Annotated in this window: 16 protein-coding genes; 4 read left to right on the top strand and 12 right to left on the bottom strand. The window is 42.2% G+C overall.

What is annotated here, in order from left to right; genetic code table 11:
* Positions 1–5: 5 nt before the first annotated feature.
* From ACVC7R_RS06290 to rpsL, 7 genes are all read right to left on the bottom strand, one after another.
* The gene (locus ACVC7R_RS06290; protein WP_447263984.1) at positions 6–1,247 is read right to left on the bottom strand and encodes an aminopeptidase; all 1,242 of its coding nucleotides are present in this window, start codon (positions 1,245–1,247) and stop codon (positions 6–8) included.
* 19 nt (positions 1,248–1,266) lie between these two features.
* Positions 1,267–1,419 carry a hypothetical protein gene (locus ACVC7R_RS06285; RefSeq protein ID WP_000776623.1) on the bottom strand — a complete coding sequence of 51 codons (153 nt, stop codon included), beginning with the start codon at positions 1,417–1,419 and terminating at the stop codon, positions 1,267–1,269.
* Positions 1,420–1,432: 13 nt separating this feature from the next.
* Positions 1,433–2,107 carry a hypothetical protein gene (locus ACVC7R_RS06280; RefSeq protein ID WP_447263983.1) on the bottom strand — a complete coding sequence of 225 codons (675 nt, stop codon included), beginning with the start codon at positions 2,105–2,107 and terminating at the stop codon, positions 1,433–1,435.
* A gap of 40 nt (positions 2,108–2,147) precedes the next feature.
* The gene (locus ACVC7R_RS06275; protein ID WP_447263982.1) at positions 2,148–6,542 is read right to left on the bottom strand and encodes a PolC-type DNA polymerase III; all 4,395 of its coding nucleotides are present in this window, start codon (positions 6,540–6,542) and stop codon (positions 2,148–2,150) included.
* A 115-nt stretch (positions 6,543–6,657) separates the two neighbouring features.
* Positions 6,658–8,739 (bottom strand): elongation factor G, encoded by a 2,082-nt coding sequence (gene fusA / locus ACVC7R_RS06270; RefSeq protein ID WP_447263981.1) that lies wholly within the window; start codon positions 8,737–8,739, stop codon positions 6,658–6,660.
* A gap of 277 nt (positions 8,740–9,016) precedes the next feature.
* A complete protein-coding gene (rpsG, locus tag ACVC7R_RS06265; RefSeq protein ID WP_004250722.1) occupies positions 9,017–9,487 on the bottom strand; it encodes a 30S ribosomal protein S7 in 471 nt (156 codons plus the stop codon).
* A 19-nt stretch (positions 9,488–9,506) separates the two neighbouring features.
* A complete protein-coding gene (gene rpsL / locus ACVC7R_RS06260; RefSeq protein WP_001142333.1) occupies positions 9,507–9,923 on the bottom strand; it encodes a 30S ribosomal protein S12 in 417 nt (138 codons plus the stop codon).
* A gap of 343 nt (positions 9,924–10,266) precedes the next feature.
* On the opposite strand from rpsL, the gene ACVC7R_RS06255 reads away from it, so the two are divergent.
* Together ACVC7R_RS06255 and ACVC7R_RS06250 are read left to right on the top strand one after the other, a co-directional pair.
* Positions 10,267–10,707, top strand: coding sequence for a LytTR family DNA-binding domain-containing protein (locus ACVC7R_RS06255; protein WP_447263980.1), 441 nt, complete (start codon positions 10,267–10,269; stop codon positions 10,705–10,707).
* Positions 10,704–11,162 carry a DUF3021 domain-containing protein gene (locus ACVC7R_RS06250; RefSeq protein ID WP_447263979.1) on the top strand — a complete coding sequence of 153 codons (459 nt, stop codon included), beginning with the start codon at positions 10,704–10,706 and terminating at the stop codon, positions 11,160–11,162. The genes ACVC7R_RS06255 and ACVC7R_RS06250 overlap by 4 nt, the downstream gene beginning before the upstream one ends.
* A gap of 39 nt (positions 11,163–11,201) precedes the next feature.
* Here ACVC7R_RS06250 and mutS read toward each other — a convergent pair whose 3' ends face one another.
* Positions 11,202–13,730: a DNA mismatch repair protein MutS gene (gene mutS, locus ACVC7R_RS06245; protein WP_447263978.1), complete on the bottom strand. Its 2,529-nt coding sequence runs from the start codon at positions 13,728–13,730 to the stop codon at positions 11,202–11,204.
* 46 nt (positions 13,731–13,776) lie between these two features.
* Positions 13,777–14,223: an arginine repressor gene (gene argR / locus ACVC7R_RS06240; protein WP_447263977.1), complete on the bottom strand. Its 447-nt coding sequence runs from the start codon at positions 14,221–14,223 to the stop codon at positions 13,777–13,779.
* A 153-nt stretch (positions 14,224–14,376) separates the two neighbouring features.
* Here argR and argS point away from each other — a divergent pair, with 153 nt between their 5' ends.
* Both argS and ACVC7R_RS06230 read left to right on the top strand, forming a co-directional pair.
* Complete coding sequence (gene argS, locus ACVC7R_RS06235) at positions 14,377–16,068, top strand: arginine--tRNA ligase (RefSeq protein WP_447263976.1); 1,692 nt, start codon at positions 14,377–14,379, stop codon at positions 16,066–16,068.
* 156 nt (positions 16,069–16,224) lie between these two features.
* Positions 16,225–16,476 carry a MarR family transcriptional regulator gene (locus ACVC7R_RS06230; protein WP_447263975.1) on the top strand — a complete coding sequence of 84 codons (252 nt, stop codon included), beginning with the start codon at positions 16,225–16,227 and terminating at the stop codon, positions 16,474–16,476.
* A gap of 314 nt (positions 16,477–16,790) precedes the next feature.
* Here the strand turns inward: ACVC7R_RS06230 and nrdI are convergent, their stop codons facing one another.
* From nrdI to ACVC7R_RS06215, 3 genes are all read right to left on the bottom strand, one after another.
* Complete coding sequence (gene nrdI / locus ACVC7R_RS06225; RefSeq protein WP_223333922.1) at positions 16,791–17,258, bottom strand: class Ib ribonucleoside-diphosphate reductase assembly flavoprotein NrdI; 468 nt, start codon at positions 17,256–17,258, stop codon at positions 16,791–16,793.
* Between the two features lie 75 nt (positions 17,259–17,333).
* Complete coding sequence (locus ACVC7R_RS06220; RefSeq protein WP_447263974.1) at positions 17,334–17,864, bottom strand: ABC transporter permease; 531 nt, start codon at positions 17,862–17,864, stop codon at positions 17,334–17,336.
* Between the two features lie 61 nt (positions 17,865–17,925).
* Positions 17,926–19,212, bottom strand: a complete 1,287-nt coding sequence (locus ACVC7R_RS06215) for a response regulator transcription factor (protein WP_447263973.1) — start codon at positions 19,210–19,212, stop codon at positions 17,926–17,928.

Raw genomic sequence — 19,212 nt, 5'->3', positions numbered from 1 at the left:
TCTCCTTAAATTGCCCAATCTCCATTGCGGAAGAGTGATACGCGTGTCCCATCCTCACGGATACCATCGATATCCATTTGGTTCGAACCGATCATAAAGTCAACGTGAACATCTGAACGATTAAGTCCTGCAGCTTCTAGCTCTTCTTCACTCATCTCAGCTCCACCAACAACGCTCGTTGCATAGGCTGCACCAATAGCCAAATGATTTGAAGCATTTTCATCGAAAAGGGTGTTAAAGAAGGTAATACCTGATTGAGAAATTGGACTTGGATCTGGTACCAAGGCACATTCACCCAAGGCACGCGCACCAGCATTCTTAAAGACAAGGTCCTTCATTACTTGATCACCTTTTTCAGCAGTAATATCAACGATTTGACCATTTTCAAAGGTCACTTTGATGCCTTCGATAATATTTCCATTGTAGCTAAGAGGTTTTGTAGAAGTGACATAACCATCTGCACGACGGAAGTCAGGTGCTGTAAAGACTTCTTCTGTTGGCATATTTGGCAAGAAACCTTCGCCTTGAGCATTAACTGCACCAGCTGATTCCCACACGTGGTTCTTCGGCAATCCAAGTGTCAAGTCTGTTCCAGGCGCTGTGTAGTGAAGGGCTGAGAATTGCTCTTTGTTCAGCATCTCTGCCTTGCTCTTCAAGATTGCTGCATGTTCTTCCCAAGCCTTAACTGGATCTTCTTCGTAGACACGGCAAGTCTTGAAGATTTGGTCCCAAAGGAGATCCACTGCTTCTTCATCACTAGCCGCATTTGGAAAGACTTTCTTAGCCCACTCAAGTCCAGCAGCCGCTGCTACAGTCCAGCTAACCTTGTTAGATTGAGTTGCGATACGCATTGGCTTCATGGCAATTCCCATAGCTTTAGCAGAAGCTGAGAGCTTTTCAGCATCCACTCCGTTTAAGGCACCTGGGTCAGAAGAACGAACACCAAGACGACTTGCTTTGTTTTCAAGAAGGTAGTTCATCTCAGCGATCTTGTATTCTGGTACATTGTCCAGACGCTCCATCGGCGCGTGAAGGAATTTCTCACGGTTTACAAAATCATCTGCCCATTGAACGATAACTTCGTGCGCTCCAAGTGCATAGGCTTCTTTGACGATTAAGTGAGCCAACTCGCGTTGCTCCACATCGATAGAGAGAGCCAAGGTATGACCAGGTTGCACGTTCACTCCGTTTGCAACCAAAAGCTTAGCGTATTTTTCTAGATTTTCTTTAAAATTTGGTAAAACCATGTTGTTTCTCTTTTCTATTTTATTTTTCTTTCAAAGCAGAAAATAATCCTGCCAAAGCAATAGCACCTGACAAGAGTGCTGTCGATAGAAGAATTGTCTGATCAGCAAGGTCTAATTGATACTCAAATACCTTCTCAGCCGGTTTATCTTCCGCAAAAATTCTTAATTTCATGAAATGTCCTTTCTTATTCTTCATGCTCTCCTAGATAGAGGCGTCGTGCCTCTGGACTATTTGTGAGGATATCTATATAGGTTTCATAGTCATCAGGTAGAGGCTTTCCTAAAGAGATATCTTGTTCTGGATTTATATTTTTCCCATAAAGAAAGCAAAGATAGAGACGTTCGTTGAGTGTTGGAAATACTTCAATAGACATATGTTCAGCCTGACCTACCCGATCCCAATCCTGTTCTTTGATATCTGGTATGATATAAGCTTGGAAAAGTCCCATAAGTGGATTATCTTCTGGTTGTCCACTGTCCTTATCCGCCAGAACCAAAGAGCAACGTCTACCAAAACCAGCAAGTTGGCGCTCCCTTCCCTTTACCGAAACAGTAATAGGATGCCCTCCAATATGGCTATAAATCCATTCTTTAGGCAGTTCATAATCTAACAGGGGGGTAACTTCTTTGATAATCGCTACAGGACTATAGCGTAGAAACTGGCGAGTAACAGCCTTACAAAAGAGGATATCCTCCTCTTTCAAGGTTACTCCCTTCCAATTATTTTCCTCGTTAAAATGGTTGAAAAATACCAGATAGGGATCACGCACCATTTGCGCTAAGATATAAACGCCATTTCGTAAACATATAGAAATAACTTTCCCTGATTTCCAGGGTGTTGCTCTTTTTTTCTTTAGCATTATTTGCCAACCTCAAATCTACACAAGACATTTCAAACTATTAAAACAAATCATCAAACAAGCTCAACTGGTTATCCTCTGGCATATTACCGAGAATTCCCATTTCATCCATCTTTTCAACCAAGGTTGAGGAAAGTCCTCCACGCTTGCGCAACTCAGTTTTAGAGAGGAATTCTCCCTCTTGACGCGCACGGACCAGTTGCTTGGCAACGTTCTCTCCCAGACCATCCATAGCGACAAACGGTGGGATTAGGGTGTCTCCATCGATGATGAATTCAGTCGCATCACTACGGTATAGATCTAGCTTGCCAAATTTGAAGCCACGTTCCCACATCTCATTGACGATTTCAAGTGTTGTATAGAGATCAATTTCCACATTAGAGGCTTCATTGTTCTTACGTTTTTCAGCAATTTCTTGCATCTTTCGCTTGATGGCATCCAAGCCTGCACCCATGGTCTTGATGTCAAAGGCCTTGGCACGGATTGAGAAGTAAGCACAGTAATAATAAATCGGATGGTGAACCTTAAAGTAGGCCACGCGAAGGGCCATCATAACGTAGGCTGCCGCATGGGCTTTAGGAAACATGTACTTGATTTTTCCACAAGATTCGATATACCATTCAGGCACATTGTTGGCTTTCATGGCTTCGATATAACCATTGCGTTCTTCTTCTGAGATTTTGAGCCACAATCCCTTACGCACTCGTTCCATGATGGTAAAGGCCATCTTTGGATCTAGACCTGCGTGCATGAGGTAAACCATGATGTCATCCCGACATCCGATAACGGTTGATAGGTCCGCAATTCCTGACTTGATCAGGTCTTGAGCATTTCCCAACCATACGTCTGTCCCGTGAGACAAACCAGAAAGCTGAAGCAACTCCGCAAAGGTCGTCGGATGGGTTTCATCCACCATCCCTCGAACAAAATTAGTTCCAAACTCTGGAATACCAAGCATGCCAGTTGAAGTCCCGATTTGCTCAGGGGTCACTCCTAGGATATCTGTACCTGAGAAGAGGGCCATGACACCATGATCATCCATAGGAATATCATTTGGATCAATGCCTGACAAGTCCTGAAGTTTCCGAATCATGGTCGGATCATCATGTCCTAGAACATCGAGCTTGAGGACGTTCTCATCGATATCGTGGAAGTTAAAGTGAGTTGTCTGCCATTCGGCAGTTACATCATCGGCAGGATATTGCACTGGAGTAAAGTCATAGACATCCATATAGTTAGGGATAACAACGATTCCCCCTGGGTGCTGACCAGTCGTCCGTTTGACACCAGCAGCTCCTTGGGCTAAGCGCTCTACTTCAGCCTCACGGTAGAATTTGCCATAGTCACGCTCGTAACCTTTGACAAATCCATAGGCTGTTTTAGCAGCCACCGTACCAACCGTTCCTGCACGGAAGGCATACTCTTCCCCAAAGATATCACGAACATCCAAGTGGGCGCTCGGTTGGTCTTCACCTGAGAAGTTCAAATCGATATCAGGTACCTTATCCCCATCAAAACCAAGGAAGGTTTCAAAAGGAATATCCTGTCCATTTTTGCTGAGCTTATGACCACAGTTTGGACAGTCTTTATCTGGCATATCAAAGCCTGAACCGTAGGAACCATCTGTGATAAACTCACTATATTTACACTGCCCACAGACATAGTGAGGAGAGAGAGGATTGACCTCTGTAATCCCAATCATGGTCGCAACGAAACTAGATCCAACAGACCCACGTGAACCAACCAAGTAGCCTCGTTCGTTTGAGCGGTGCACTAGCATTTGCGAAGCCAGATAAATCACGGCGAATCCATTCCCCAGGATAGAGGTTAGTTCTTTTTCAATCCGTAAATCAACGATATCTGGCAGAGGATTTCCATAAATCTCAAAAGCTTTTTTATAGGTCAACTCTGCGACCGTTTCCTCGGCCTTGTCAATGAAAGGTGTATACAAGTCGCCTTTAACGACCTCAACAGGCTCAAAAATTTCTGCCAAGGCGTTGGTATTTTCAATAACAATCTTACGAGCCAAGTCTTCCCCTAGAAAGGCAAATTCATCCAACATTTCATTGGTCGTTCTAAAATGTGCCTTGGGTAGTGGAGCTGGTTGGGCAGCTTCTCCGTGACCAATCGTCCGGTTAATCATAGCTCCCTGACCTAGACTTCGCACGATGATTTCTCGATAAATCTCATCCTCAGGTTCGAGATAGTGGACATTTCCTGTCGCAAGAACGGGCTTACCGAGACGGTCTCCGACCTCAATCAAACTCTTGATGATGGTCTGAAGTTCCTCCATATCCTTGACCTGCTCTTTGGCAATCAGAGGTGCATAGATAGCCGGAGGCATCACCTCGATGAAGTCATAGTATTTAGCTACTTCGACTGCCGCATCTACCCCTTGTGACACGACTGCATCAAAGACTTCTCCTTCCGTACAGGCTGAACCTAAGATCAAGCCTTCTCGATGGGCATCTAGTACCGTACGTGGAATCCGTGGAACTCCTTCAAAGTACTGGGTATTTGAGAGAGACACCAGCTTAAAGATATTTTTCAAGCCCACCTGATTTTTCACATAAATGGTCGCATGCTTGACTCGAGCTTTTTTATAAGAGTCTGGACTGATTAAATCAAGGTTCAATCGAGCCAAGTCAGTCACACCGTGTTTTTCTGCTACTTCCTTGATAAAGATAAAGAGCAGACGGCCAGTTGCTTCCGCATCATAGTTGGCCATGTGGTGGTGTTCTAGGGCTACACCAAAACGTTTGGTCAAGGGGCCGAGACCATGGCGTTTATACTCAGGATAGAGATTTCTAGCAAACTCTAGCGTATCGATGACCGGTTGAGTAATTTTTGGAAGACCGTGACGCTCATAGTTAGCGTTCATAAAGCCAACGTCAAAGATCGCATTATGGGCTACAAGAACGGTATCTTTACAGAATTCTTGGAATTCTTTCAGAACTTGAACCAAGGGTTTAGCATTTTTTACATGGTCATCCGTAATCCCTGTTAACTCGGTTGTAAAGGCTGATAAGGGATGCCCTGGATTGATAAATTCATCAAACTCAGCGATGACATTCCCCTTATACATCTTGGAAGCCGCAACCTGAATCAAGTCATTATAGATAGCTGATAGACCTGTCGTTTCCACGTCAAAGACCACATAGGTAGCTTCAGAAAGGTCCATCTCCACTTCGTTATAAACGATAGGAACACGGTCTTCAACGATATTGGCTTCCATCCCATAAATGAGCTGGATACCAGCTTTCTTGGCGGCCTTATAGCCATGAGGGAAGGATTGCACATTACCATGGTCCGTTATAGCTACGGCTTTGTGGCCCCATTTGGCTGCAGTACCAACGATTTCTTCTACCTCAGGAAGAGCATCCATAGTCGACATATTGGTATGGGCATGAAATTCAACACGACGCTCACCTTCTGGCATTAAGTCCTTACGCTCATAGTGAACGACTTCCTGCACATCTTGCACATTCATGGTCAAATCTCGTGTGAAATTATTCATCTCAACATTTCCACGAACACGGAGCCAAGAATTTTTCTTAATGATGTCAAACTTCTGAGCTTCTTCTTCATTTTTGACCCATTTTTGCATGGAGAAACTAGACGTATAGTCCGTCATCTTGAAGTTAATCAAGACACGACCCGTTCTCGTCACCTTATGTTCCACATCAAAGACAACTCCTTCAAAAACCAGTCGATTTTCCTCGGTATTGACCTCGATCATTGGAGTAATCTCGGCCTTGTCAAGTTTAGGATTAGCAGCAGCCTTCTTGGCTTGAAAATCAAAGACAGGTTTGTCCTCAACTGGAGGAGGCGGTGCCATCTGTTCTAACTGTTCCATAGCTCGAAGGGTTTCGTCATTAGCAGCCTGAACAATCATTTGATTTTCAGAATGGAAAGCTTCCTGTTCTTCCTTGGTCAAATCTTCATTTTTCTCTAAGTGACACGTAAACTTAGGAAAACCAAAGAGTTCCAGTTGTTTGCTAAGATTTGGCAGATGATTTTTTCTGAAATGCTCTGTATCTGCTGCTTCAGAAGCCTCAATAATCAACTGATCATTTTCAAATCGAACCTGAAAATCCTGATACATGGTCCGAAATCCTTGACTAGAACAAGGTCCATCTGAAAAAGCCTCCCTATAGTAGGCCTGTAAAAGCTCTCTTGAAAACTCTTGATGTTTCGTTTTAATCTCGAAAGTCGCTTGATTTCCTGTTTTTGAAAATTCTTCTTTCAATCCCTTCTTCAATGCTAAAAAGAGATCAAAGGGGAGAATATTCTCAAAGATAAAACGAAACTCCCAAATGTTACTTTGTTTGTGTACGATAACTTGTTCAATTTCAGCCTGGGAGAAGGCCTCATGATTTCTTATCTCAGCGGGAATTCCCAACTGATTCATTAAAATTTCAAAAGTGGTTGACATCCATTTTCCTCACAATATACTCCTTCTATTTTACCATATTTGAGGCAATTTTAGCTATTTCTACCAAACAGAAAAAGGAAGTCACTAAGTGACTTCCTTGTAGAGTGACGACGTATTAGTCTTCACCTTTGTTTTTCTTAATGATTTCTTCTTGTACTGACTTAGGTACATCTTCGTAGTGGTCGAATACCATCATGAAAGTACCACGTCCTTGAGATGCAGAACGAAGAACTGTTGCGTAACCGAACATTTCAGCAAGTGGAACGTAAGCACGAACGATTTGGCTGTTACCGTGAGCTTCCATACCATCTACACGTCCACGACGAGCAGTTACGTGACCCATAACATCACCAAGGTTTTCTTCTGGAACAGTGATTGTTACAAGCATCATTGGTTCAAGGATAGCTGGTTGTGCAGTCTTCGCAGCTTCTTTAAGGGCAAGAGATGCCGCGATCTTGAAGGCAGTTTCAGATGAGTCGACATCGTGGTATGAACCATCGTAAAGCTTAGCTTTCACGTCAACCATTGGGTAACCTGCAAGAACACCGTTAGCCATAGATTCTACCAAACCTTTTTCAACCGCTGGGATGAATTCACGAGGAACCACACCACCGACGATTGCATTTTCGAATTCGAATCCTTTTCCTTCTTCGTTTGGAGTAAATTCAATCCATACATCACCGAATTGACCTTTACCACCAGACTGACGTTTGAAGAATCCACGTGCTTGAGTAGGAGCGCGGAATGTTTCACGGTAAGATACTTGAGGAGCACCTACGTTCGCTTCAACTTTGAACTCACGACGCATACGGTCAACAAGGACGTCAAGGTGAAGCTCACCCATACCAGAGATAACTGTTTCACCAGTTTCAACGTTCGTTTCAACGCGGAATGTTGGATCTTCTTCAGCCAATTTTTGAAGGGCGATACCCATCTTGTCTTGGTCTGCTTTAGATTTTGGTTCAACCATCAATTGGATAACTGGTTCTGGAACGTTGATTGACTCAAGGATGATTTTAGCTTTTTCATCTGTCAATGAGTCACCAGTTGTAGTGTCTTTCAAACCAACGGCAGCAGCGATATCACCTGAGTAAACAGTGTCGATTTCTTGACGGCTGTTAGCGTGCATTTGAAGGATACGTCCGATACGTTCACGTTTACCTTTAGAAGTGTTCAATACGTATGAACCTGATTGAAGAACACCTGAGTAAACACGGAAGAATGTCAAACGACCTACGAATGGGTCAGTCATGATCTTGAAGGCAAGAGCTGCAAACGGCTCTTCATCAGATGCAGGACGAGTTTCTTCTTCATCTGTATCTGGGTTGATACCCTTGATAGCTGGGATGTCAAGTGGGCTTGGAAGGTAGTCAATAACCGCATCAAGCATCAATTGAACACCTTTGTTCTTGAAGGCAGAACCACACAATACTGGGAAGAATTCAACGTTGATAGTCGCTTTACGGATACCAGCTTTCAATTCTTCGTTAGTGATTTCTTCACCTTCGAGGTATTTCATCATCAATTCTTCGTCAGTTTCAGCAACTGCTTCAACCAATTTTTCACGGTACTCTTGAGCTTGTTCAAGGTACTCAGCTGGAATGTCTTCTTCAAGAATATCTGTACCAAGGTCGTTCGTATAGATTTCAGCTTTCATCTTGATCAAGTCGATGATTCCACGGAAGTCATCTTCTGAACCGATTGGCAATTGGATTGGGTGAGCATTTGCTTGAAGACGATCGTGAAGTGTGCTTACTGAGTAAAGGAAGTCAGCACCGATTTTATCCATTTTGTTGGCAAATACGATACGTGGAACTCCGTACTCAGTTGCTTGACGCCAAACTGTTTCAGTTTGAGGCTCAACACCTGATTGTGAGTCAAGAACTGTAACCGCACCGTCCAATACACGAAGAGAACGTTGTACTTCGATTGTGAAGTCCACGTGTCCTGGTGTGTCGATGATGTTTACGCGGTGGTTGTTCCATTGAGCTGTTGTCGCAGCAGATGTGATAGTGATACCACGTTCTTGCTCTTGCTCCATCCAGTCCATTTGAGACGCACCTTCGTGAGTTTCACCGATTTTGTGGATTTTACCAGTGTAGTAAAGGATACGCTCAGTTGTAGTTGTTTTACCAGCATCGACGTGAGCCATGATACCGATATTACGAGTTTTTTCAAGTGAAAATTCGCGTGCCATGAGGTTTGTTTCTCCTATATTTTTTATTTCTATTCTATTATAACACGATTTCAATAAAAACGGATAGGCAGGACCCACCCGTTCTCAATGTTTATCTTGTTTAGTTGGTTTCAACTTGTGAGATGGGAAGTTGAATTGTAGCTAATACTATTCGTGTTAGCCGATTTGAGCTGGAACGGGATGCTGGGTGAAAAAGATAAACTTCCTTGTATTCATCGAATACTGCGTCAGTTTCCTATTTTCACTGTGCATCCTTACCGTTCCTAGCATCATGATTTTACCAACGGAAGTGTGCGAAGGCACGGTTAGCTTCAGCCATACGGTGAGTGTCTTCACGTTTCTTAACAGCTGCACCAGTGTTGTTAGCAGCGTCCAAGATTTCTTTTGCAAGACGGTCTTGCATTGTGTGTTCACCACGAAGGCGAGCAATTGTTACCAACCAACGAAGTCCAAGTGTTGTACGACGTTCTGGACGAACTTCAACTGGGACTTGGTAGTTTGATCCACCAACACGACGTGCACGTACTTCAAGTACAGGCATGATGTTTTCCATAGCTGTTTCAAATACTTCAAGTGCATCGTTACCAGTAGCTTCTTTGATTTGCTCAAAAGCACCGTAAACGATTGAAGCAGCTGTACCACGTTTACCATCAAGCATAACGCGGTTGATAAGACGAGTAACTAGTTGTGAATTGTAAAGCGGATCTGGCAACACTTCACGTTTTGGAGCTCTATTTTTACGACTCATTTCTCTTTATCCCCTTTCCTTATGCTTTTTTCGGACGTTTAGTACCGTATTTAGAACGGCCTTGTTTACGATCGTTGACACCTGCAGTATCAAGTGCACCACGGACGATATGGTAACGTACCCCTGGAAGGTCTTTTACACGTCCACCACGAAGAAGCACCACGCTGTGCTCTTGCAAGTTGTGTCCGATACCTGGGATGTAGGCAGTAACTTCGATCAAGTTGCTCAAACGTACACGAGCAAATTTACGAAGGGCAGAGTTCGGTTTTTTAGGTGTCATAGTCCCAACACGAGTTGCTACACCACGTTTTTGTGGTGAAGAAACGTTTGTTTGAACTTTTTTATGACTGTTGTAACCAACGTTCAAAGCTGGTGATTTAGATTTTTCTACTTTTGATTTACGCGGTTTGCGAACCAATTGGTTAATTGTAGGCATCTACATTCTCCTGTGTTTTTTTATTTTTGGTGATGATACACTTGGTGACAGCTATCATCTGTGTGTACTTTTGCAACATTTGTCAGCACGTCCCTGTACACTCTTGAGAGACCAAAAGTAAAAAGTACCGTCTAACATTGTACCACGTTTTTTCTATTTTTGTCAATATATTTCTTCTTATTTTTTGACTTCTTCGCTCTTAAATTTAGTTGAAAACGTTCGCCTACCAGATAGACTCTTCAACCGACCACATAGACAAAGCTTCTTGTATTTGTCGACAAAATGGTGTTTAATAGATTTGTAAGTAAGAGATCTCTATTACAACTTGATGAAAGGAAAAATTATGAAAGTCAGACTCGACATTGATGCACAACATACTGAAGAACAAATCATCATCGAAGCGCCAACCTTGTCCACTCGAGTTCAAAAAATTCAGGACTTTGTCCAATCTCTGGATCAAAAGGAGACCATCAAAGGAAAATTTCAAGATCAGGTCTACTTGATTCAGATTAGCAAGATTCAGCGAATCTACATTGAAAATCGTAAGGTCTTGGCCGAAACGGATAGCCAAACCTATGCACTCGACATTCGTCTCTACCAAGCAAGTGAAATTTTACCTGCTTCCTTTATCCAAATTTCCCAATCCGAAATTGTCAACATTGAGGCGATCAGTCATCTAAAACTAACCTCTAACGGCTTGATTGAAATCTATCTTAAAAACGACAGTTTTACCTACTCATCTCGCCGTTATCTCAAAACTATTAAGGAGAAATTAGAACTATGAAAAAACAAGTATTTCACGATGCCACAACCGGTATCCTCATCGGTCTTATCCTATCTATTATCTTTTCGTTTATCCACTCACCAAGTAACTACGCACCTCTCAGCCCCAACTCTTTAATTGGGCAATTCATGACCCAACATCAGGTGCATGGATCACTCGTCTTACTTTACTGTCTGCTTATCTGGGCAACGATTGGTGTCCTCTTTAGTTTCGGCGGTCGTCTCTTCGCCCAAGACTGGAGTCTCCTTAGAGCTACAGTCACTCATTTTTTCCTTATGCTCCTAGGCTTTGTCCCTCTAGCAATCCTAGCTGGTTGGTTCCCTCTTCACTGGACTTTCATCCTTCAGCTCATCCCAGAGTTTGCCATCGTCTACCTCATCATCTGGACTATTCTCTACAAGATAGAATCAAAGAAGGTTGCCCATATCAACCAATTATTGGCTCAGAAAAAATAAGACTTAAAAACCCACTCCGTTTTGTGAGTGGGTTTTTACTTATAATGTTTGCTTCCATTCTAATAAGAGGTTCATGGCCTGCATCGGTGTCATATTGTAAACATCTAGTTGGGCCAACTCTGCTAGGATAGGATTTTCTTCTTTTTCATCAAAGAGAGACATTTGCTCATTGACTGTGTTCCTTTGATTAGAAGGACTCTTCTGGCCTTGGCTCTCTAGCTGAGCTAAAATAGTATCCGCTCTTTTTAGCAAGTCTGCTGGTAGTCCAGCAATCTTAGCTACATGAATACCGTATGATTTGTCAGCTGGGCCTGGTTCTATCTTGTGAAGGAAGGTCACCTGTCCATTTTGTTCCAGCGTAGCCACGTGAACATTGACTAGATGCTCGAGATCAGATTCCAGACTGGTCAATTCATGGTAGTGAGTCGCAAAAAGAGTCTTGGCACCAATATGCTCATGGATGTACTCGATGATAGACTGGGCAAGAGCCATTCCGTCATAGGTTGCAGTTCCACGCCCCAACTCATCAAAGAGAATCAGGGATTTCTCCGTCGCATGCGAAATGGCATTATTAGCCTCCATCATCTCGACCATAAAGGTGGATTGACCTGAAACCAAGTCATCCGCTGCACCAATACGGGTAAAAATTGCATCAAAGATTGGCAGGTGAGCACTTTCTGCAGGGACGTAAGATCCCATCTGGGTCATAACTGCTGTTATTGCCAACTGGCGCATATAAGTTGACTTCCCACTCATGTTAGGCCCTGTAATCAACTGGATGCTGGTAGCTTCATCCATTTGGATGCTGTTCGGAATATAAGTCTGGGCTCCCATGACCTTTTCAACAACAGCGTGACGACCATTTTGGATATCAATTCTAGAATCTTGCCCAAACTCTGGTCGAATCAGGTGCTGCTTTTCTGCAACTACTGCCAAGCCTTGCAAGACATCGACAGTAGCGATTCCTTGGGCTAGGGCTTGCAGGCGTTGGATATACTTGCCAACCTCCTCACGGATTCGCATAAAGATTTCGTACTCTAGGTTTGCGGATTTCTCACGCGCCTCTAACATTTCTCCCTCGATACGCGCCAATTCCTCTGTCCCAAATCGCTCAGAGTTTTTTAGCGTTGCCTTGCGGAAAAAGTGGGCTGGAACATTACCGAGCTGCGAGTTGGTCACATGGAAATAGTAACCATCTTTTTTATTGTAATCAATCTTGAGGGTATTGATGCCCGAGTTTTCTCTTTCCTTAGCCTCAATCTCAGCTATCCAGCTGGTTCCTTCTCTCAGCACACGACGGTATTTATCCAAGGTCTCATCAAAGCCAGTCCGGATAATCCCGCCCTCTGTAATCACATGAGGAGCCTCTGGAGCAATGGCTGCGCTAATAAGATTTTCCAACTCAGGAATAGCATCTAGTTGTTCAATGAGATAAGCTAGAGCTGGTTGCTCCATTTCTTCTAAAATTGCTCGAATTTGTGGAACACTTCCTAAGGTAGTGGCTAATTGCAAGAGGTCTTTCGGATTGCTTTTGCCAAAAGATACCCGACTAGCCAGACGCTCGATATCGTAGACTCCCTTGAGGCTTTCTGTTAAATCACTGCGCTCAAAGAAATAATCCAGAAAGACTTGCACAACCTCTTGACGTTCTATAATACGGTCCTTATCAATCAAGGGGCGTTGAATCCAAGAACGCAGAAGACGCATACCCATTGCAGTTTTAGTTTCATCCAGCAACCAGAAAAGACTGCCTTGTTTCTGGCCTGAGCGAGCATTTTCAACCAAATCAAGACTGGCCTTGGTCGCAAAATCCATCTGTAAGAAATCCTTGATTTCATAACGGATAACAGGCTTCAAATGGTTCAATTCTCGCATCTGTGTCCGATGAACATACTGGAGAAGTTTACTGCTGGCAGCTTGTTCAACAGGTGCCAAGCGTGGATCTAGTAAATGTACATCTTCATACGATTCCTCTTCATAGGAAAGCACCAGATTCATTTGACGACTGAGAATCTGCTCTTCCACTTCGGATAGTTCGTAGCCAATCACTACTTCTCTGGCCTTGAGATTGCGGATTTCACCACAGACTAGAGAAAAATCTGATAGTCCTGTCACATAAAAATCACCTGTGACCAGGTCCATGTAGGCCAAGCCATATTTAGCCCCGTCATGATCAATAGCTACCAAAAAGTTGTTTTGGCTATCTGGCTTGCTACTATCAACGACTGTCCCTGGTGTAATAACCTGAACGACTTCACGTTTAACGACACCCACAGCTTGTTTGGGGTCTTCCATCTGTTCAGCGATGGCAACCTTGTAGCCACGCTCAACTAGGACATCGATGTACTGTTGGGCAGAGTGATAGGGTACACCTGCCATAGGAATAGGATTTTCAGCATTTTTATTGCGACTGGTCAGTGAGATTTCTAGTATCTGTGCAGCATTGACGGCATCTTCATAAAACAACTCATAAAAATCACCCATGCGAAAAAGCAAAAAAGCATCTGGATATTGTTTTTTGATATCCACATACTGTTGCATCCCAGGTGATAATTTTTCAGTAGTCATTTACTCTCTCCTTGTAAAAACAGCCCTGAGAGAAGCTCTCAAGACCTTATCTATTTTCCATTAGCTCAAGCAAGCGTTCTTCCATGACTTTAGCAGCATGTTGATCTTTACAGATAACCAAAAGGGTATTCGCTCCAGCAACTGTACCTAAGATCCACCCATCTTTATTTGAATCGACTACATTGGCTAAAACAGATGCTTCTCCAAGTTTCGTGTGGAGGACTAGGGTAAATTCAGCCCTTGCAACACCCTCTAAGTGATGTGAAAGGAATTCAACCAAGTCAATTTTGTCTGTCTCATTTGCTAGTACATAGTAGACAACATCGTTTTTCTTAACTTTGGTTAAGCCAAGTTCTCGCAAATCACGGGATAATGTCGTTTGTGTCACAAAGACATCACAGGCTTCCAATCGATCTTGAATTTCCTTTTGAGTTCCTAATTTTTCTTCTGTAATCATTCGCTTGATGAGCTGATGACGTTCTCTTTTTCTCATGAGATCCTTTCAAGTGTATATTTATAACATTTTACATTTTTTTAGTAAGAACATTATATCAAAAAAACTGGATATTTCAAAAAATATCTCTTCTTTCAAAAAAAATGTAGTAAATTGTGATAAAATAGTAGAAAAGCCCTAAAGGAGCCCTAAATGAATACAAAAGAATTGATTGCTAGCGAGTTGGCTAGCGTCATTGATAGCCTGGACCAAGAGGCTATTTTAAATTTACTAGAAACACCTAAAAACTCAGATATGGGAGATATCGCCTTCCCTGCCTTCTCGTTGGCAAAGGTTGAGCGTAAAGCCCCTCAAATGATTGCTGCTGAGATCGCTGAAAAGATTAATAGTCAAGCCTTTGAAAAGGTGGTAGCAACAGGACCTTATGTCAACTTTTTCCTGGACAAAGCTGCTATTTCTGGTCAAGTACTCCAAGACGTTATCACTGAAAAAGAGCACTACGCTGACCAAGAGATCGGTCAGCAAGAAAATGTTGTTATCGACATGTCTAGCCCTAACATCGCTAAACCATTTTCAATCGGTCACCTTCGTTCAACCGTTATCGGAGATAGCTTGTCACATATCTTCCAAAAGATTGGTTATCAGACTGTCAAGGTCAACCACTTGGGAGACTGGGGCAAACAGTTTGGGATGTTGATTGTCGCCTACAAAAAATGGGGGAATGAAGAAGCTGTCAAAGCTCATCCAATCGATGAACTCCTCAAGCTCTATGTCCGCATCAATGCCGAAGCTGAGAATGACCCAAGCTTGGATGAAGAAGCACGCGAATGGTTCCGCAAGCTTGAAAACGGAGATGAGGAAGCTCTTGCTCTTTGGCAATGGTTCCGCGATGAAAGTTTGGTAGAATTTAACCGCCTTTACGATGAGTTACAGGTTGAATTCGACAGCTATAACGGGGAAGCCTTCTACAATGACAAAATGGATGCAGTTGTAGATATCCTAGCTGAAAAAGGACTATTGGTCGAATCTGAAGGTGCTCAAGTTGTTAATCTTGAAAAATATGGAATTGAACATCCAGCTCTGATCAAGAAATCTGATGGTGCAACTCTCTACATCACACGCGACTTAGCCGCTGCCCTCTACCGCAAAAACGAATATCAATTTGCCAAATCGATCTATGTCGTTGGTCAAGAACAATCAGCTCACTTTAAACAACTTAAGGCTGTCTTGCAAGAAATGGGCTATGATTGGAGCCAAGATATTGTCCATGTACCGTTTGGCTTAGTTACAAAAGAAGGGAAGAAACTTTCTACTCGTAAAGGGAATGTTATCTTACTAGAGCCAACTGTCGCAGAAGCCATCAGCCGTGCTAAAGCGCAAATCGAAGCCAAAAATCCTGAACTTGAAAACAAAGACCAAGTTGCGCATGCTGTTGGAGTTGGTGCCATTAAATTCTATGACCTTAAAACCGACCGTACAAATGGCTACGACTTCGACCTTGAAGCTATGGTATCCTTTGAAGGAGAGACTGGTCCTTATGTTCAATATGCCTACGCTCGTATCCAATCAATCTTGCGTAAAGCCGATTTCAAACCTGAAGCAGGGGCCAACTATAGCCTGAACGATGCTGAAAGTTGGGAAATCATCAAGCTCATCCAAGATTTCCCACGTATTATTAAACGTGCAGCTGACAACTACGAACCTTCTATCATCGCTAAATTTGCAATCAGCTTAGCACAAGCCTTTAACAAATACTATGCCCACACTCGCATCTTGGATGAAAGTCCAGAACGTGACAGCCGTCTAGCCCTTAGCTATGCAACAGCAGTTGTCCTCAAAGAAGCCCTTCGTTTGCTGGGCGTAGAAGCACCAGAGAAGATGTGATTCAGTACTAACAATTGGAACTAAAGTTCCTAATTGTTAGACGCTAGCCGCGTTTATGCGGACTAGCTAACTGCTTCATAGCATTATCACTCGAAAGGGGAAGATACTTCGCCTTTCTCTTGCCACCTACTTCTTTATCACTTAGGGAGAATTTTTATGAGCCAGTATGCTTATATTCTAGTTGTTATCAGTCTTCTTTTTCTCTTTCTTGTCAACAAATATGAAAAAGAGAAACTTCAAAGACTGCTTCAGGACCAACTATTGAAAGATCCAGCTTTTCGTGCAACTATCAAAGAGAAAATCCAAACGATAGAAAACATCAATGATGTCATTGACTACATCAACAAAGGTTACCGTTTAGGAATTCCAATTTCAAAAGAAATCGTTGACGAAATTCGCAAATCATAAAAAGACTCGAGATGAAGATTCTCGAGTCTTTTTTCTATTTTTTCCTGAGAACTATGATTCCCACCAGTATAACAATCCCCAGTGATGCCATGGTTCCGTATACTGACAAACTTTCATCAAGAAATTTCTTGGAGAACTGCAACAGAGCAAGCGCTAATAGTAGCAAGGCACTGCATAGCATAATATCCTTGAAGCTTGGTTTACGTTTTATATACTTTAAAAATGATCTCTGTAATTTACTCATTTGAACTGTTCTCTTTTGAAATAATTCTATTATCCATGGGATAAAACTCTAACCCAGCAACTCTATCTTCTTACAAGGATTCAAGTTCGTAAAGTTCTGCTATAATCCCTGCAACCTTCTTGATATCTCCCAACATGCCACGCATTTCAAAATCAGCTAAAACAGGGAAACCAAAGCGCTGGCTGTATTGTTTAGCAGTTAGACAGTATTGGTTGTTAAAATTGCGGTTGCCGGATCCTACAACCCCAAAACACTTGCTAGCATTATCACCATATGCAATAAAGTCACCTACTGGAGTGGTCAAGATTTCCACATCTCCATTGTCAACTCCATTGCCACCTTCGAGGTAAGTCGGTAGAAAAGCCACATATGGGTTGGTCATCTCAAAGAAGTCTTCTCCTTCCTTGACCAAGTCTTTAATATGAATTTTTTCTACTTCAATGTTCGCATACTGCTCCAACAAATAAGCTTTCAAACGTGTTACAAAACTCTCCGTATTGCCACTTAGACTGATATAAACTAAGGAAATTTTTTTCATCTTTTCCTCCCTCTTTCTCGAATCCAAAAAAATAACTACCAAGATTGTATCTTGATAGTTACCCTTTGTCAACTCTTAGGCGATTTCTTCCTCTTGAGATTCTGTTAATTCTTTTTGCTGGCGCCACATTTTATAGAAGACAATTCCTAAAAAGATAACATTGATGACGATAAATATAATAGTAGTTACTTTTGACATGACTCCCATTCCTAAACGTAGGGTATCGTCTTTAATCAATTGCATAGCATCTTGTAGATTCATATTGTCATAGACTAGACCAACAATGGCTAGCAAGGCATACCCAACATAAGTGTAATTTGCCAACTGTAAGTTCTTACGAACCAAGAAAACAAAGGCTACTACAACTAGGATAGCAGATAGAATAATGAGTATCGTGTTAAAAATAGAGTGAGATAACTCTGACACTTGGTGGGCATAGTTAACAGCATCTTCTAATTGTTGAGCACTAAGTGTCCCGACATTTCCTTGGCTAGCACGAAGGGCGTCCTTACTAGGTACTGGAGTGAAAATTCCAACTACTGCCAAGGCTGAATTAATCGCTGATAAGACTAATAAAACCCATAGATAGATTGGTTTCTTTTTCATAAAAGTAACCTCCTCATATTTTTGAACTTATTATAGCATATTTTAAAATGGATAACAAATCTTAGAGGGTGACCTCGATCTGCTTGCGGTAGGCCTTTGGAGACTTTCCACATAGTTTTCGAAAAACCTTGTAGAAATAACCGACATTACTATAGCCAACCGTATAGCAAATATCCTCAATACTATCATTTGTAGACAGCAAGAGTTGTTGGGCAGCCTTGATGCGCTGTTTATTGAGAAGCTCCGCAAAGGTTGAATTAGTTTCCTTCTTGATTAACTGACCTAAATACACAGGATTGATAAAAAGATCCTTGCTGATATCCTTGAGAGACAACTCTTTTTTATAATCTCTACCAATAACTTCAAGTACGCTAACAACATTTTCATTCATACGGTATTGACCGAAGAAGGACGTCAAGGTTTCCTTGGTATAAGCCACTAAGTCTTCAAAGTTTGTAATGGCATGAATGTCCTTGACAATATCTGTCATATCGTCTGCTTTCAGATGCTCAAAGAGGTGAAAAACATCCATTACAAACTGAGTAAAGAGTTGCTTGGTAATGGACACTCTCGGTGTGTTTTCCAATACAATCTTCTCAAGTAGGTTCAACTCTTCGATAATCTGCTGAAGATTCCCTTGAATAATCACTCGATAGATGGGTTCATAATAAGAAAAGAGACTTTCAGACTGATCTAGATTGACAGTTCCATAGAAAAGTGCTTTTTCAACGTCAAACTTCCATTTTTCAAAGTTTGCCTCATAAGGCAACTCAAAAGGCATGACGAGTAAACCATCGAATTTCTGAGCCGCTATCACAATCTGCCAGTCCTGACCTAGAACATAGTAAGGAATGACAAAATCCCCTTGTTTTTCTCGGGAAAGACCAATCCACCAATTTTCTTTTTGAGACAGGTGTTCTTTAAATGCCTCGTCGTCTAACTTCTGACTTAACATTTCTGGCTCATGCACTTTTTCACGAAGCTGACCAAGAATTTTTTCAAGCAAATGCTCCAGCTCAACCTTATCAACTGGTTTGACAAGATAATCTACAACATTGAGGTTCATGGCTTTCTTGACATATTCAAATTCTTGATAGCCTGAGAGAAGGATATAGTAAGCCTCCGGCAAGAGTTCCTTCATCTCCCCAATCATTTCAAGTCCTGTCTTGTCAGGCATATTGACATCAGAAATGACGATATCTACGGGATGCTCTCGAACATAGTCCAAAGCGTCATCCGCATGATTGGCTGTTGCAACGACTTCCATATCCCATTTTTCAAAAGGGATCAAACGCTTCAGTCCTTCTGTAATCATGTACTCATCATCAACTAATAGTACTTTATACAT

The organism is Streptococcus sp. Z554 (genome assembly GCF_053010305.1).
The sequence above is the reverse complement of the archived record's forward strand: the minus strand, read 5'-3'. Positions and strand labels throughout refer to the sequence as shown.

Excerpts from the sequence above, each read along its gene's own strand:
- argS (WP_447263976.1), top strand. The coding sequence starts at position 14,377 with ATGAATACAAAAGAATTGATTGCTAGCGAGTTGGCTAGCGTCATTGAT.
- ACVC7R_RS06215 (WP_447263973.1), bottom strand. The coding sequence starts at position 19,212 with ATGTATAAAGTACTATTAGTTGATGATGAGTACATGATTACAGAAGGA.
- rpsG (WP_004250722.1), bottom strand. The coding sequence starts at position 9,487 with ATGAGTCGTAAAAATAGAGCTCCAAAACGTGAAGTGTTGCCAGATCCG.
- ACVC7R_RS06220 (WP_447263974.1), bottom strand. The coding sequence starts at position 17,864 with ATGAAAAAGAAACCAATCTATCTATGGGTTTTATTAGTCTTATCAGCG.
- fusA (WP_447263981.1), bottom strand. The coding sequence starts at position 8,739 with ATGGCACGCGAATTTTCACTTGAAAAAACTCGTAATATCGGTATCATG.
- argR (WP_447263977.1), bottom strand. The coding sequence starts at position 14,223 with ATGAGAAAAAGAGAACGTCATCAGCTCATCAAGCGAATGATTACAGAA.
- ACVC7R_RS06250 (WP_447263979.1), top strand. The coding sequence starts at position 10,704 with ATGAAAAAACAAGTATTTCACGATGCCACAACCGGTATCCTCATCGGT.
- rpsL (WP_001142333.1), bottom strand. The coding sequence starts at position 9,923 with ATGCCTACAATTAACCAATTGGTTCGCAAACCGCGTAAATCAAAAGTA.
- ACVC7R_RS06280 (WP_447263983.1), bottom strand. The coding sequence starts at position 2,107 with ATGCTAAAGAAAAAAAGAGCAACACCCTGGAAATCAGGGAAAGTTATT.
- ACVC7R_RS06290 (WP_447263984.1), bottom strand. The coding sequence starts at position 1,247 with ATGGTTTTACCAAATTTTAAAGAAAATCTAGAAAAATACGCTAAGCTT.
- nrdI (WP_223333922.1), bottom strand. The coding sequence starts at position 17,258 with ATGAAAAAAATTTCCTTAGTTTATATCAGTCTAAGTGGCAATACGGAG.
- ACVC7R_RS06230 (WP_447263975.1), top strand. The coding sequence starts at position 16,225 with ATGAGCCAGTATGCTTATATTCTAGTTGTTATCAGTCTTCTTTTTCTC.
- ACVC7R_RS06285 (WP_000776623.1), bottom strand. The coding sequence starts at position 1,419 with ATGAAATTAAGAATTTTTGCGGAAGATAAACCGGCTGAGAAGGTATTT.
- ACVC7R_RS06255 (WP_447263980.1), top strand. The coding sequence starts at position 10,267 with ATGAAAGTCAGACTCGACATTGATGCACAACATACTGAAGAACAAATC.
- mutS (WP_447263978.1), bottom strand. The coding sequence starts at position 13,730 with ATGACTACTGAAAAATTATCACCTGGGATGCAACAGTATGTGGATATC.
- ACVC7R_RS06275 (WP_447263982.1), bottom strand. The coding sequence starts at position 6,542 with ATGTCAACCACTTTTGAAATTTTAATGAATCAGTTGGGAATTCCCGCT.